The following is a 14,628-nucleotide window of genomic DNA, read 5'->3' on the forward strand; positions in this document are numbered from 1 at the left end:
CAATAACGTTTTCCTAAAATTTTTACAAAAAAATAGGTTTTTTCTATTGATTTTCATTATAAATATGTTATAATATTCATTGAAGTAATTAATTTACTTCAAATGTTCTTTTATTATAAGTATCCCTAGCTTATAATAAAGACTTTTCATATTTACTCCCTTATTTCTACCTTACAATTTTGTAGGGTAGGTTTTTTTTATAAAAATAACTTAAATCAATGTATATTTTCAAAAGTTATTATATAAATTCTTATTATGTTCAAAATTTATTTACATAAAAATTAATAAAAAATAGCGACAAGTTAATTTACTTGTCGCTATTTTTATATTTATGAATTACTACTGATTATTACCTTCTTGGATTTAAAGATATTTTTCCTTTTTGTTACCAATAAAACTACAAAAAATACTGTCCCTATTACAAATGCTTGCATACCAGATATAGAAACATCAAAGTATATAGCTAAAATATAACCAAGTATACTATCTATTGTCCCTATTATAATACTAAGAATCAGCATATTTCCTAATCTATCAGTAAATAATCTAGCAGTTAAAGCTGGACCTACCATAAAAGCTATAACTACAATTACTCCTACAGCTTGAAAAGCCCCGAAGCTAGTTACAGATACTAAAGACATTAGTAAATAATTAATAAATGTTGTAGAAATTCCGATAACTTTTGCATATTCGCTATCAAAAGTACTAACTTTAAATTCTTTATAAAAAAGACTTATAATTGCTAAGTTTATAACAAATATTATAAACAAAATAATTAATGCTTTAGGCCCAAAATCATAATCAACGGTTTCAAATCTTTCAAATGGTACAAATGTTATATCTCCAAAAATTATATGCTCTACATCTAAATGAACATTTTTTGCAAATTTTGCTATTATTATGACTGCTGTAGCAAATAGAAAAGGAAAGACTATTCCTATAGCAGAACCTTTATTAACTAATTTGGTACTATGTAAAAGTTCTGTAAGCCAAACAGTAAGTAGTCCTGTTAAAATGGCAAAAAGAACAACTACAGGAGATCCGATATTACCATCACTAACAAAAAATCCTAAAACAATCCCTAAAAGCACTGTGTGAGATATTGCATCTGTCATCATACTCATACCTCTAAGTACCAAAAATGTTCCTGGTAAAGCACAACAGGCACATACCATTATACCCACCAAAATAATTTCAATATTAGCTCCCATATTAATTCTCCCTTCCATTAGCTATTTTTAACATATCTTTTATAATTTTTTCTTGTTCTTGTTTTTTATAAAGATATTTTCTAAGGATACCTCGTTTAGGAGAAAATACTAAACTTACCAAAACAAAAAAACTTAGTAATATTACGATAACAGGACCTGTAGGTAAATTTAAAGAACTAGAACTTATAACCGTTCCTAATAGTCCAGAAATTCCTCCTACAAAAGCTGATATAATAGTCATCTTAACTAAATTATCTGTCCATTGTCTTGCAGATACTGCCGGCACTATAATTAAGGAACTCATCAAAATAACACCAACCATTTCTAAACCTATAACTATACATATTACTGTTAAAAAAGATAAAAGTAATTCATAAAATCTAACTTTGTTTTTATAAATTATTTTTGCATATGTGTAATCAAATATTACTAATTTTAATTTATACCAATAAGCTATGAGTACAATAAGAACTACTATTGATATACCACTAATCAAATAAATATCTTCTTTCAAAATAGCTGCTGCCTGCCCAAAAATAAATTTATTTAATCCTGCTTTATTAGCTCCAGGTAGTATTTTTATATATGTTAAAAGTACTATCCCTAAACCAAAAAACATTGACAAAACTAAAGCTAATATATTATCTAGTTTGATAGAAGTTTTTTTAGCAGTATAGCTAATTAAAATATTTGCTAATAATCCTGCTCCTAAAGCTCCTAATAATAAAATTACTAAATCTTTCTCACGAGTAATTATATAAGCTAGACATATACCAGGTAATGCAGAATGAGAAATCACATCTCCAATTAAACTTTCTTTTTTAAGTACAGAAAATACTCCTACTGCTCCACACACAGCACCTAATAACGTTGCACCTAAAGCAACTATTTGAAAAGTATAACTTTGTAATAAACTAGTCATTTTCTTCCAACTCCCTTTGCTTAAAATAGTTTAACTTCGGTAAATACGTATTATTTATATTATCTTCATTAAAGACATCTTTTACAGCTCCATTAGCAATAATATTTTTATTAATTAATACAACATTGTCAAAGTATTCTTCAATAGTTTGTAAATCGTGATGTACTATTACTATAGTTTTTCCATCATTTACTAATTCGCGTAAAATTGACACTATCATTTTTTCACTATGAGCATCTACACCTTGAAATGGTTCATCTAATAAATAAAGATCTGTTCCTTGTGCTAATGCTCTAGCCAGAAAGACACGTTGTTTCTGACCTCCGGATAAGTTGTTAATTTGACGATTTGAAAATTCTTCTAAATCTACTTTTTCAATAGCTTTTCTTGCTATTTCTTTATCTTTTTTTGTCGGTCTTTTAAATAACCCTAAGTCTTGATATCTCCCCATTAAAACTACATCAAAAACTGTCGCTGGAAAATCCCAATCTATACTAGATGTTTGCGGAACGTAACTTAATAAGTTCTTTATATTTGAATTTATTTTAATTTCTCCGGTTAATGGACTTAATAAGCCTAATATAGTTTTGAACAATGTAGACTTACCTGCACCATTAGGACCTACTATCGCCGTTAATTTTCCCTTCTCTATCTCTAAATTTATATCCCATATAACTGGCTCAACATCGTAAGCCACCGCTAAATTTTTTATTATTATTTTTTTATTTTCCATAACTTACTTTTTCCTTATCTCATTTTTGTTTCCTTTAGGAAACTTTACATTAATTTTACTACACTTATATTGTTTTGTAAACAAAATTTTAAAATAAAAAATATTTGACATAGAGATTTGTTTACTTATACTAAATATCTAATAATATATTTAGTATTTGTCAATAAATGCAAGCCTAATGTATTTGCTATTTAGCAATTAAATAAAAAAATATTCAGCATAGAGAATTTTTTCTCTACACTGAATATTATATAACCAATATATTCTATATTTAATACCACCATAATTTTTCGTGGCGACGACCTATTTGCAATGCTAAATCTTTCTTATTCTGATCAATTCCATTTATATAAAGTTTCCCACTAGTATACATATCAATCATCTCATTAGGAACACTTGATATTACGATACTTCCATTATTAATATTCTCTATTTGAGTAAATTTAACAGAGTATTCTCCTTCTGGTAAGTAATCAAAATACCAGCGTAGAGTATATGTTTGAAGAGGAAGCTCCCAATAAAGCTCTCTGTAAATAAAAGTAGTTTCTCTTACTACACTATTAGTTGTTTTATCTATTATCTCTACTTTATACTTAGAATTATTATTTTCATCATAAGCAGATATATATCCTCTAATATAATTAAAAGACATTGTAGCTTTGAATGTTTGCTCAACTTCTGTATCTTGATTGACTCTAACTATACCGTCACGTAAATATTTATCTGTAGCATAAATACTTATACCATTAATAACTCTAGAGTCATAATCTAAATTCATAGAATAACTAGGACGTAAAAAACTATCAGATACTAATTGAATGCTAAATATTATACCAAAAGCTATATAAATTTTCCTTTTGTATTTATCAAACATAGTTTTCTTATTCTCTTCTAAAAATATTATTATACCTTTAGTAGATAAAATAAATATTATCGGCATCCAAGCATAAACATATCTAGGCTTAGCTTCCCATATCAAATGGAACAAGAAGACACCAAATATTATAATTTGAAATAGAAACATAGATGTAATGTAGTGTTTTCTACGTTTATACATATAGTATACTAACATAAAGATAATTACTGCATAAAGCATTTGTGATGTATAAACGAAAATACTATTGTTACTTCCATAAAATAGCTGCCATAAAAAACTATCTCCTTCACGCAAAGCACGTGTTCCATTAGTATAATTTATAGTACCGTCACTCCAATTACCTCTTATTTTTAGAACGAAAACTAATAAGTTCAAAAATATAGGCCTATGTATTAATCTATTAAAAAATAAACTTAGATCATCTGCCATTTTATCTTGACTTAAATAAGTATATTGAAAATCTTGCCAGTTATAACTTCCACCCTGAATACTCATTCCCATAGTTATCCAGTGCATCATAGGAAATTTATAACCTGAATCTGTGAAAAATCCATAATACGACCATAACACATCAAATATTTTTCCGAAAAATACAAATCCTAATAAAAAAGTTACAATTAACAAAATTATTTTTTTGTACCATTTAAAAAATGCTAAATAAACAAGCAATGCTGGCAAAACAATAATAATGTTTGAGCGTAAATTCCAGCTAAAAGCGATAAGTAATGTAACAGCTATGATATGCTTGTTTCTAAAAATAAAACTACCATCTGATGGAATTAAAACATACATTATTAAAGCAACCATAATGACCATCAACGTATCTGAATAATAAAATAAACTGTACATTTGAAATGGTATGTATAATAGCATAAGTAACAATACTATCGTTTGTTTATTTTTATCTAATAATTTTCCTGCTGTTTTGTAAGTTAAAAACATAGTAGCACTAGTAACTAAAAAGCAGAATAAATGTAACATAAAAACTTCTGATAAATTCAACAAATTAGCTACTCTATATATCCAGTACAAAATAATTGTAGGAGTGATATTATTTGGATAGACTAAAAAATATCTTTCTCCAGAAAACTTCCCATAATTCAACATATAGTGTGCTTCATTTTCAATCTCTGCACCATCAGAAAAATTAAGAGTATCCATAGTTAAAATTATTATTTGAAAAAATATATAAGTAACTATAATATATAGATTATATCTTTTCAAAGTTACTTCATCACTTGCTAGAATTTTCTTTATTAAACTTAATAAAAGTAACAAAGTTACAGGTATTCCCAATATTAATACTATAGGATTCAATATCCTCTCATACACAAAAGGAGCAACTGCAATCCAAACTAACGCCAATGTAAATAAACAAATAAAGGTATAAGCAAAAATATTGTGTAAAATTCTCCTCATATACTATACCTCACCTGAATTCATTAAAGACTTTACAAATAATTTAGGGGATAATTGGACAATAATTTTACGATAAATATTGTCTAGTTTAAAATAATGTTTTTTGTTAGCAATAATCCCTAAAATTTTATTCTTACTTTCACGTGATAAATCTTTACTTGCTAATTCAGCGTATAAATAACCGCATAGTAAGTTACCTGCATCTCTATAATCTCTAGTTTCAACAAAATCTTCTATCTTATTAATTGTCATCATCATTCTCATATAACTAGATTCTGCTATAGCTTTATTATCATACTTTTTAAATTGATTTTTCTTAATATAATTAGTTTCTGTACATAACTGAATTTTTTTTACTTTATCAAATACTTTTAATTTAAAATATATATTTTCTCCATATAAAATATCTGCATTAAAACGTAAATTATAAATATTCAAAAATTGCTTTCTGAAAATAAAAGAACTTAATGTACTATCAATTTTATTTTTAGCATATATTATTTCTGAAGTTATTAATTCTACACCACTAATCTTAGAATTTTGTAGAAACTTCTCTTTCATAAATTCTAAATTATTATCATTACCTAATAATACAACGTCAGAATGTGTGCTATTTATTTTATGATACATAGCTTCTAAATAATTATTTTCTAATTTTTCAATATTTTCTTCTACAAAAACTATATATTCTCCTCTGGCATAATCAATTCCTATATTCTTTGCAGCTGATTTAGAGCCTAACTGTTTTTTTATATAATTTATATTTTCGTAATTTTTGTAAGAATCAAAAGCTTTCTCCATAGAATCTGTTGATAAGTCATCAATTATAATAATTTCAAAACTTTTATATGTTTGTGAAAGTAAATTATCTATATTATTAATCAAATTTGTATCTTTTCTATACGAATTTAAAATAACTGATATTTTATAATTTATATTAGAAGTTTTTATGTTTTTAATTAAAATATCATCACTAATAAGGACTGTATCAACAAAAACGTCTTTTGTTTCATTTAAATTTTTCGTCATATTTATACCTCTACGAGACTTTAATTACTTTATTATATCATAGGTTATAATTTATTAAAACTTTTCTATTAACAAAAATAAAAGTATAAGAACATAAGCTCTCATACTTTTATAATTATAATATTTAAAGTACTATTTAATACCAGCGATAATGTTATTAAATTCTTCTTCTGTTACGTAACTTGAGATTGCTCCATTTTTAGTCGTTGTTAATGTCGCATAATTAGTAGCAAAATTTGCCAAATATTTAAGGTCTTCACGATTTATATTTGTTATATTTTCTACACTTAGTAATTTTGTCAAGAATGAACCTGCAAAAGCATCGCCTGCTCCAGTAGTGTCTATAACTTTTACTTTAGGAACATCTGTCTCAACTACAAAATTATTACTATAAACTTCAGATCCATTTTCTCCTTTTGTATATAATACATATTTTATATGACTGAAGTCTTTTTGTAATGCTTCTTTTATATCAGTAGTTCCTGTTAAAAATTCTAACTCATTATCTGCAACTTTAATAACATCTACATAAGGTAAGAATTGTTTAATAGTTTCTAAATATAATTCATTACTATCCCATAAATTAAACCTTAAATTAACATCAAAGCTTATTAAAATACCTCTTTCTTTCGCCTCTTTTAGTAGTAGTAAATGACTATCTTTTGATTCTTCTTGAATCGCAATACTAGCAAAATGTATAGCATCTATATCTTGAAAATCAACTTTTTTCACATCATTTTTACTAATTTTTAAAGCAGATGATCCTTTGAAATAAAAGCTAAATGTTCTATCTCCTGTATCATCTAAAGCTACAAACGCCAAAGGAGTGAATGTATCATTTTTCCTTGATACATATTTAGTGTCTACTCCTTGTTTTTCCAAAACATCTTCTAAGAAATCTCCAAAGCCATCATTTCCTAACGATGTTAATAAATAACTTTTTTGTCCTAATTTAGATGCTACGCAAGCAACGTTAGCTACAGATCCACCAGCTTCTTTCTTAAAAGAAGATACTTTATCTATCTTACCATTCTCTGCACCTATAAAGTCTATTAACATTTCACCTATACATAAAACTGCCATATATTATCTCCTATTGTTTTATATTTATAGAATTAAATTCATATGCTTCAAATTTTTCTGAACGTATATTTGTCTTATGATTTTTTGGATAATATCTTGATGAAAATGATCCTTCTCCATCATTAGCAAATATTTCAAATGATGAATTATCAAATACTATTTCTATATTTTTTATATCTATTTCCAGCGCTCTATTATCTCTTCCATATCCACTTTCATTAAGAGCGATATTCAATTTACTATTATCATACTCTATAACTAAGCTATCAATAGTAATTTTAAAACTATTGCCATTATCTTGTTTGAAATACCAACTTCTTAAATCAAAATTGGTAGATTCTATACGATTACCTAATAATTTCTTTACAGATTTGTGTATTAATTGATATAATTTTCCATCTTTAAATTTTAAAACACGTGGTATAGTCAAACAATTTTGATAACCAAAATGTACCGTTGGATTTGTATAACTACTATCTGGAACATACATCCATGCATACATTACTCTTTCACCATCTTCATCTATAAATGTTTGCGAAGCATAAAAGTCATGTCCATAATCTAAAATTTTAAAGTTGTCAATTTTCTCTACATTTTCTATACCCTCTTTTATAATAGAGTATCCTATTTGATAAATATTTTTATTATCTGGATACATATTCGAGGTACCTTGTGGAGAATATAATAGTAACTCTTGACCATCTACTTCTATATAATCTGGACATTCCCACATATAACCTAGATTTTTTGTAGAATAAATAGTTTTGTAGTATTCCATATTTTTATATACTAATAAGCACCCAAAATCATTGCTATCTCTTGCTCCTAATATTAAATAGCTATTATTATTTTTTTCAAAAATCTTAGGATCTCTAACGTGATTTGACATATTAGGATAATCTTCTGTACTAAGAATTAATTCTTTTTTTGAAAATGTACTAAAATCCTTTGTTTCAAATTTTATAGTATTATGACCACGTCCATTGTGAACGTAGTCATAATTACCTTTATACTTAACATTTCCTGTGTAGTAAAATACTACTTTATCTCCTTCGATATTAGCACTTCCTGAATACACACCTGATTTATCAAATTCTTTATCAGGTTTCAAAAATACTCCTTTATCCTCGTAATTGATCAAATCTTTACTAGTGTAGTAATACCATAATTTTAAACCACCATCTACTTCATAAGAATATTGATGAAATATATGATAATTACCGCCAAAATATACTAGTCCATTAGGATCATTAAGCCAACCCTTAGTAGGTTCTAAGTGCAGACTTTGTTTCCAAATGTTACTTTGCATCAACTAACTCCTTTTTAGTTTTAAAGAAATATGCTGTTACTAAAAACGCAACAGTAAATGATATTATTAGACCTATTAAGAATGATGTCCATTGAGCAGGTCTTATAGATAAAAATCCTGGTAATCCCGCAGCACCTAAAGCTACTGCTAAAACTTTATTGAATCCTAACCAAGCACTTCCTAAGGCACTTCCTATGATAGCTCCATAGAATGGATATCTTAAACGTAAGTTTACACCAAACATAGCTGGTTCTGTAATTCCTAATGCTGCAGAAACACCTGATGCAGATGCAAGAGATTTAATTTTTACATCTTTTATAAAGAACATTACTGCAAATACTGCTCCAGCTTGAGCAATATTATTCATAGATGCTATAGGGAAGATAAATGATCCTCCTAATCCAGAGGCAACTGATTCAGCTATCAGTGTAGTTTCTATAGCTATAAATGAATGATGCATACCAGTAATAACGATAGGTGCATAGAATAATCCAAATATACCAGCTCCAACAAATCCTAAACTGTAATATAACCAAGATAATCCATCAGCTAATAAATTACCTGCTTGACGTAATAGTGGACCTGTAACTGCGAAAGTTAAAAATCCTGTAATAAATAGTGATAACAACGGTGTTGTTAAATTATCTAAGTAAATAGGAGTTACTCGTCTTAAATATTTTTCTATAACTGCTAAGACAAAACTCATAACAATAATTGGTAATACTGTTCCTTGGTAACCAATTTGTTCAATAGTTAATCCTAGAATATTCCATACTGGAATTTCTCCTGCTGCACGTGCTGCAACTTCATTATATGCATTAACTAATTGAGGATGAACCATTATCATACCTAATGCAGCACCTAAATAAGGATTACCACCGAATCTCTTTGTTGCAGAAAATCCAATTAATACTGGTAAGAAAACAAATGGTGCATTAGCAAGTAAATTTACTAAATCTGCTAATGAGGCTATATTAGGATAAATTTCTAACAACGTTTTTCCTTTAGCAAAAATATCTTTAGCTGTCAGGACATTATTAATACCCATTAATAACCCTCCTGCTACTATCGCAGGAATAATAGGAACAAATATATCACTTAACATTTTAACGAAACGTTGTGCAATATTTCCTTTAGGTTTTTGTTTTTCTTGTTGTGAACCTGTAGTTTCTCCGCCAGTTATCTCGTTGTAAGCAGCATAAACTTGTTGAACAAGCCCACTTCCAAAAATTAATTGAAGTTGTCCATTAGTAAAGAAAACACCCTTTACTCCTTCAATATCTTCTAATTTCTTTTGGTCATAACTTGATTCATCGTTCAACTCTAACCTTAGACGTGTTGCACAGTGAGTTGCACTTTGAATATTATCTTGACCACCACTAAATTCAATTACTTCTTTAGCAATCTTTTTTAAATCCATCTCTTCTTCTCCTAATAATTTTTATTCAAAATGGTAACGTTACTTTTTTAATTTTATATTATTTTTTAAAAAAAGTCAATATTATATAATAATTATTTATATTCTTTTTTCTTGCTAATATATTTTTTTTATTGTATAATCTATAAAAATGTTATTTATAAACAAGGAGATTGTTAATATGTATACTATGAACTTATCTAATTTGGAGTCACCTCACCTCACGCATTCTAATGATGATGAATATTCCCAGGACTTCAATACAGAAATTGATTATGAAGATGAAATTTTAACAGACTATGCCGATGAAAAATTTAATTCAAGAGAATTAATAATGGATAGTTTAGATGATGATTTTTACAATTATTCTCAAGAGATGAAACTTTCTTTGGAATATTCTTATGAGCTTGAAGACTTTGAGTATGATGAGTTTAGCATATCTAACGATCAAATTATGTTAGAAGATGCAGCAGATTCATATTAAAAAGCTTATCTTAGAATATTATGGTATTCTAAGATAAGCTTTTTTCTTGCTGTTAATATAATTTTAAATATTTTCTAAAATAATTTTTCTAACTTCATTCAATGCTTCTTTTGATACTCTATCAATTACTCTGGATCTATCTCCATTAAATTGACATTTCTTTATACTTATTTCACCTTTATAGTATACCCCTATATACACTAATCCTGCATCTATGTTTCCATCAGCATAACCGGTAGTAGATATTGCTATATCGGTATCTGTTTTTTCTATCAATCCTTTTAACATCTCATAAGCTACTTCTTCACTAACTACTCCAAAGCTTTTTATAGTCTCTTCTTTAACATTTAAATTATTAATCTTTGATATATTAGAATAGCTTACTATACTTTCTTTTAATGAATTTGAAATTCCTGAATTTTGAACCAAAAGAGATGTTAGATATCCTCCTGTTAATGATTCAGCTAGTGATATAGTTAAGCCATTATCAATCAATAATCCTGCTACTACTTGAGGAAGCTCACTTTGACTTTGAGCAATAGATTCATCTCCTATTAAATAAATGTACTCGCCTACTAAGTTTTCTAATTCTACTATTTTTTGTTCTACTAATTTATCACAATATTCCTTGTTCTTTCCACTTGCAGTTACCCTTATTAGAACTTCTCCTGTCTTAGCATACAAGGCTACTGTTGGATTAGTTTGATTATCTAATATAACTTTTATTTTATCTTCTAATAAAGATTCACCTATTCCATAAAATCTTATATATTTAGAAACAAATTTTTGCTCACTCAATTTTTCTAAATATGGCTTGACTGATTTTATAAACATATCTTTCATTTCTCTAGGAGGACCCGGCATTAAAATTATCCTACGTCCATTATCTTCCAAAATAATTCCCGGTGCTGTCCCACAAAAATTTTCTAAAACAATAGCCCCATTAGGTATCATAGCTTGTTTTTTATTATTTATAGTTAATACATTATTTTTGCTATATTTTAAAACATAATCTTGAATTTTTTCCCATGAATAATTATCCAAATAAAAATCTCTATTGAAATATTCTGCTGCACATTCTTTAGTTATATCATCATCTGTAGGTCCCAATCCTCCTGTAACAATAACAGTATCACTACTATTAAACGCTCTATCAAAAGTTCTTAATAATCTTCCTTTATTATCTCCTACTGTAGTGTGCTTAAATACATTTACTCCTATATTAGCTAACTCTTTTGATAAATATGCTGTATTTGTATTTACAATATCTCCAAGAAGTAACTCTGTTCCTACCGATACTAATTCTACATTCATAATAGCACCTCTTTCCTCTATAATCTTATTAAATTATATCATAGTTAATATAAATACATCAACGCAGAGAATAAATAAAGTGACACAGTATCTTTAAACTCGTTTATAAAATATTTTCGCGAATAACTAGATGTTATCAACGTATACATTTACCATCATTTATTGTCAAACAAAAATAAGAAGTAGATAATAATATCTACTTCTTATAGTTATTAATTATTTAAAATGTTTTAAATGTACTAAAAGGATAATAGCGTAGAATAACTTTTCCTACTATGGCATCTTCTTTAATGAAGCCAAATACTCGACTATCGGTACTATTAGGTCTATTATCTCCCATTACAAAGTACATTCCAGATGGTACAGTTTTTGACTGCGTACTCTTTAAATACTCAATATTAAAATCTGGTGTCAAACTTTCTGTACTTCCATTCGCTGCTAATTCTTTTTTCTTTTGTTCTAAATAAGGTTCATCAACTTTTTGACCATTTATATAAAGAACATCACCAATTACCTCTACAGTATCTCCAGGTACACCTATAATTCTCTTAATATAGTCATCTGTTTCATTAGCGTGAAAAACAATTTCATCTCCGCGTTCATATGTACTACTAATTTTGTTAATAAACACTTTATCATTATCTGCAAAAGTGTAATCCATAGAATGCCCCTTAACTGTATAAGGAGCTACTAAATAAGTAGTAATACCAAAATATAGAGCAATAGACACTGCTATTACTATTATCCATTCAAATATCTCTTTTATAAATTTCACTATATTTCCTCTTTTTTTATAAATTTTATTTGTAAAAGTATGTCTATACTTAATTATTATGTAATTATATCATAGCTATTTAGTTATTACTAGAATTTAAATATTTTTTTAATTCATCAATAATATTATTACTGTCCGTTAATCCTAAGTTGTATATTTCTTTTATCCTTGCAACATCTTTTTCTAATCTTTTTATTTTTATATCTCTACTAGGTTGGATAACAAAAATTTCTTTATTATCTCTTAATTTATAAATATTTTCCAAAGTAGCATTATAATTATCAGGTCTAGAATCTATTATGTCTGCTAATTTATCATATTTTTGTTTAGCTATTTTATACAATAATTTATTTTTTTTCTTTTCTTTTTTATAACCATAAGGTCTAGTAAGAACTACTATTATTTTGTCACAACCCATAGTTAACATTTTTTCTATGGGTATGCTATCTGCTATACCACCATCTAGGTACCTTTTATCATTAACTTCTACTATATTAGATATAAAAGGTAATGCGGAACTAGCTCTTAATATTTCTGTTTGCTCAAAAACATTATCAATTTTAATATATTCCGCTTCACAACTATCTACATTCGTTACAGTCGCGTAATAATCAATATTTGATTTAGAAAACTCTTCTTGATCAAATATGTCTAATCTTCGTGGTAAAACATAATAGGCAAATTCTTTATTAACCATATTTCCTGTTTTTATTAATGATTTTAAGCTCATATACATAGGGTGCTTTATATATTTAGTATTATAATTCAAAGCTCTTCCTCTTTGTTTTGATGCATAATTTACACCAAACAAAGCTCCTGCTGATACACCGATAATACAATTTATATCTATATCATTATCCAAAAAAGAGTCCAAAACTCCAGCAGTGTACATTCCACGCATACCGCCTCCCTCGAGTACTAATCCTACTTTCATAATATCACCTCGTTTTAAATATACTCTCCCTTAAAACATCATAATACAATATTAACATTAAATTAAATTTATATTTTAATCAATAATATTACTAATTATATAAGTATATACTAAATCTAAAGTTGCTTTTACAGAATCAATATGCGTTCTCTCGTAAGCGTGACTAGATTCTATACCTGCTCCTAAAAGACCGTGCTTAATATCTGCACCAGCTCTCATAGCTGCTGAAGCATCACTACCGTAATAAGGATAAATATCTAGCTTGTACGGTATATTATTTTCTTGACACAATCTTACAAAATGATTTCTTAAATCATAGTGATATGGCCCTGAACTATCTTTTACACAAATAGAAACTGTATATTCATCTGTATATTGTCCATCACCCATAGCTCCCATATCTACTGCTAAATATTCACAAACTTTATCATTAATATTTGAATTACCACCATATCCTATTTCTTCATTATTAGAAAAATAAAAATGTGTTGTATATGGTAATTTTACATTCTTTAGTGAAATATCTTTTAGTATGTCAGTTAATATAGCTGCACTAACTTTATCATCAAGATGACGAGATTTTATAAAACCACTCTCTGTAACTATTGTTCTAGTATCAAAAGAAATAAAATCACCTACTTGTATCCCGGCTGCCATAGTTTCCTCTTTTGAAGTTGTTTTTATATCCAAACGTACTTCCATATTTTGCTCATTACGTTCTGCAGTTTTTGCATTTGAGTAAACATGAACACTATTTTGATGCAATAATATTGTTCCCGTTATTTTCTTTCCGTTAGTCAAATGAATTGTACAATTCTCGCCCTCTATAGAGTTAAAAGTAAATCCTCCAACTAAAGTTAAAGATAATCTTCCGTCAGATTTTATTCCCTTAACCATCGCCCCTAGTGTATCAACGTGTGCTGTTATAAAACGTTCTTTATCTATATTAGATCCTTCTACAGTTAGTAATAATCCTCCTTTTTTAGTTATTTCAGGATTATAACCAAATTTTCTAAGCTCTACATCTATATAATCTATAATATTTTTTGTATATCCTGTAGGTGAAGCTATAGAAGTTAACTTTTCTATATAATTAATAACACTCTTCATAATATTATCCT

13 protein-coding genes are annotated in these 14,628 nt (G+C 27.4%); 1 reads left to right on the forward strand and 12 read right to left on the reverse strand.

Features of this window, described 5'->3' with window-relative positions; genetic code table 11:
- Window positions 1-329: 329 nt before the first annotated feature.
- The 8 genes from HZY83_RS03730 to HZY83_RS03765 all read right to left on the reverse strand — a co-directional run bounded on the left by HZY83_RS03730 (window position 330) and on the right by HZY83_RS03765 (window position 10,003).
- Complete coding sequence (locus tag HZY83_RS03730; RefSeq protein WP_179942735.1) at window positions 330-1,211, reverse strand: metal ABC transporter permease; 882 nt, start codon at window positions 1,209-1,211, stop codon at window positions 330-332.
- A 1-nt stretch (window position 1,212) separates the two neighbouring features.
- The gene (locus tag HZY83_RS03735) at window positions 1,213-2,133 is read right to left on the reverse strand and encodes a metal ABC transporter permease (RefSeq protein WP_179942736.1); all 921 of its coding nucleotides are present in this window, start codon (window positions 2,131-2,133) and stop codon (window positions 1,213-1,215) included.
- Window positions 2,126-2,866 carry a metal ABC transporter ATP-binding protein gene (locus tag HZY83_RS03740; protein ID WP_179942737.1) on the reverse strand — a complete coding sequence of 247 codons (741 nt, stop codon included), beginning with the start codon at window positions 2,864-2,866 and terminating at the stop codon, window positions 2,126-2,128. The genes HZY83_RS03735 and HZY83_RS03740 overlap by 8 nt, the downstream gene beginning before the upstream one ends.
- A 271-nt stretch (window positions 2,867-3,137) precedes the next feature.
- Window positions 3,138-5,162 (reverse strand): glycosyltransferase family protein, encoded by a 2,025-nt coding sequence (locus HZY83_RS03745; protein WP_179942738.1) that lies wholly within the window; start codon window positions 5,160-5,162, stop codon window positions 3,138-3,140.
- Window positions 5,163-5,165: 3 nt separating this feature from the next.
- Window positions 5,166-6,191: a glycosyltransferase family 2 protein gene (locus HZY83_RS03750; RefSeq protein WP_179942739.1), complete on the reverse strand. Its 1,026-nt coding sequence runs from the start codon at window positions 6,189-6,191 to the stop codon at window positions 5,166-5,168.
- 132 nt (window positions 6,192-6,323) lie between these two features.
- The gene (locus HZY83_RS03755) at window positions 6,324-7,274 is read right to left on the reverse strand and encodes a carbohydrate kinase family protein (RefSeq protein WP_179942740.1); all 951 of its coding nucleotides are present in this window, start codon (window positions 7,272-7,274) and stop codon (window positions 6,324-6,326) included.
- A 10-nt stretch (window positions 7,275-7,284) separates the two neighbouring features.
- On the reverse strand, window positions 7,285-8,583 hold the full coding sequence (locus tag HZY83_RS03760) for a glycoside hydrolase family 32 protein (protein WP_179942741.1): 1,299 nt from the start codon (window positions 8,581-8,583) through the stop codon (window positions 7,285-7,287).
- Window positions 8,573-10,003 carry a sucrose-specific PTS transporter subunit IIBC gene (locus HZY83_RS03765; protein ID WP_179942742.1) on the reverse strand — a complete coding sequence of 477 codons (1,431 nt, stop codon included), beginning with the start codon at window positions 10,001-10,003 and terminating at the stop codon, window positions 8,573-8,575. Before HZY83_RS03765 ends, HZY83_RS03760 begins: the two co-directional genes overlap by 11 nt.
- Window positions 10,004-10,181: 178 nt before the next feature.
- Between HZY83_RS03765 and HZY83_RS03770 the strand changes: the two genes are divergently transcribed.
- On the forward strand, window positions 10,182-10,484 hold the full coding sequence (locus HZY83_RS03770) for a DNA topoisomerase IV (RefSeq protein WP_179942743.1): 303 nt from the start codon (window positions 10,182-10,184) through the stop codon (window positions 10,482-10,484).
- A gap of 63 nt (window positions 10,485-10,547) precedes the next feature.
- Here HZY83_RS03770 and HZY83_RS03775 read toward each other — a convergent pair whose 3' ends face one another.
- From HZY83_RS03775 to HZY83_RS03790, 4 genes are all read right to left on the reverse strand, one after another.
- On the reverse strand, window positions 10,548-11,798 hold the full coding sequence (locus tag HZY83_RS03775) for a competence/damage-inducible protein A (protein ID WP_179942744.1): 1,251 nt from the start codon (window positions 11,796-11,798) through the stop codon (window positions 10,548-10,550).
- Between the two features lie 220 nt (window positions 11,799-12,018).
- Window positions 12,019-12,573, reverse strand: coding sequence for a signal peptidase I (lepB, locus tag HZY83_RS03780; protein WP_179942745.1), 555 nt, complete (start codon window positions 12,571-12,573; stop codon window positions 12,019-12,021).
- Window positions 12,574-12,652: 79 nt separating this feature from the next.
- Window positions 12,653-13,507, reverse strand: coding sequence for a patatin-like phospholipase family protein (locus HZY83_RS03785; RefSeq protein ID WP_179942746.1), 855 nt, complete (start codon window positions 13,505-13,507; stop codon window positions 12,653-12,655).
- Window positions 13,508-13,582: 75 nt separating this feature from the next.
- A complete protein-coding gene (locus HZY83_RS03790; protein ID WP_179942747.1) occupies window positions 13,583-14,617 on the reverse strand; it encodes a M42 family metallopeptidase in 1,035 nt (344 codons plus the stop codon).
- Between the last annotated feature and the right edge of the window lie 11 nt (window positions 14,618-14,628).

The sequence above is a fragment of the Gemella sp. GH3 genome (genome assembly GCF_013415425.1).
Classification (GTDB): Bacteria; Bacillota; Bacilli; order Staphylococcales; family Gemellaceae; genus Gemelliphila.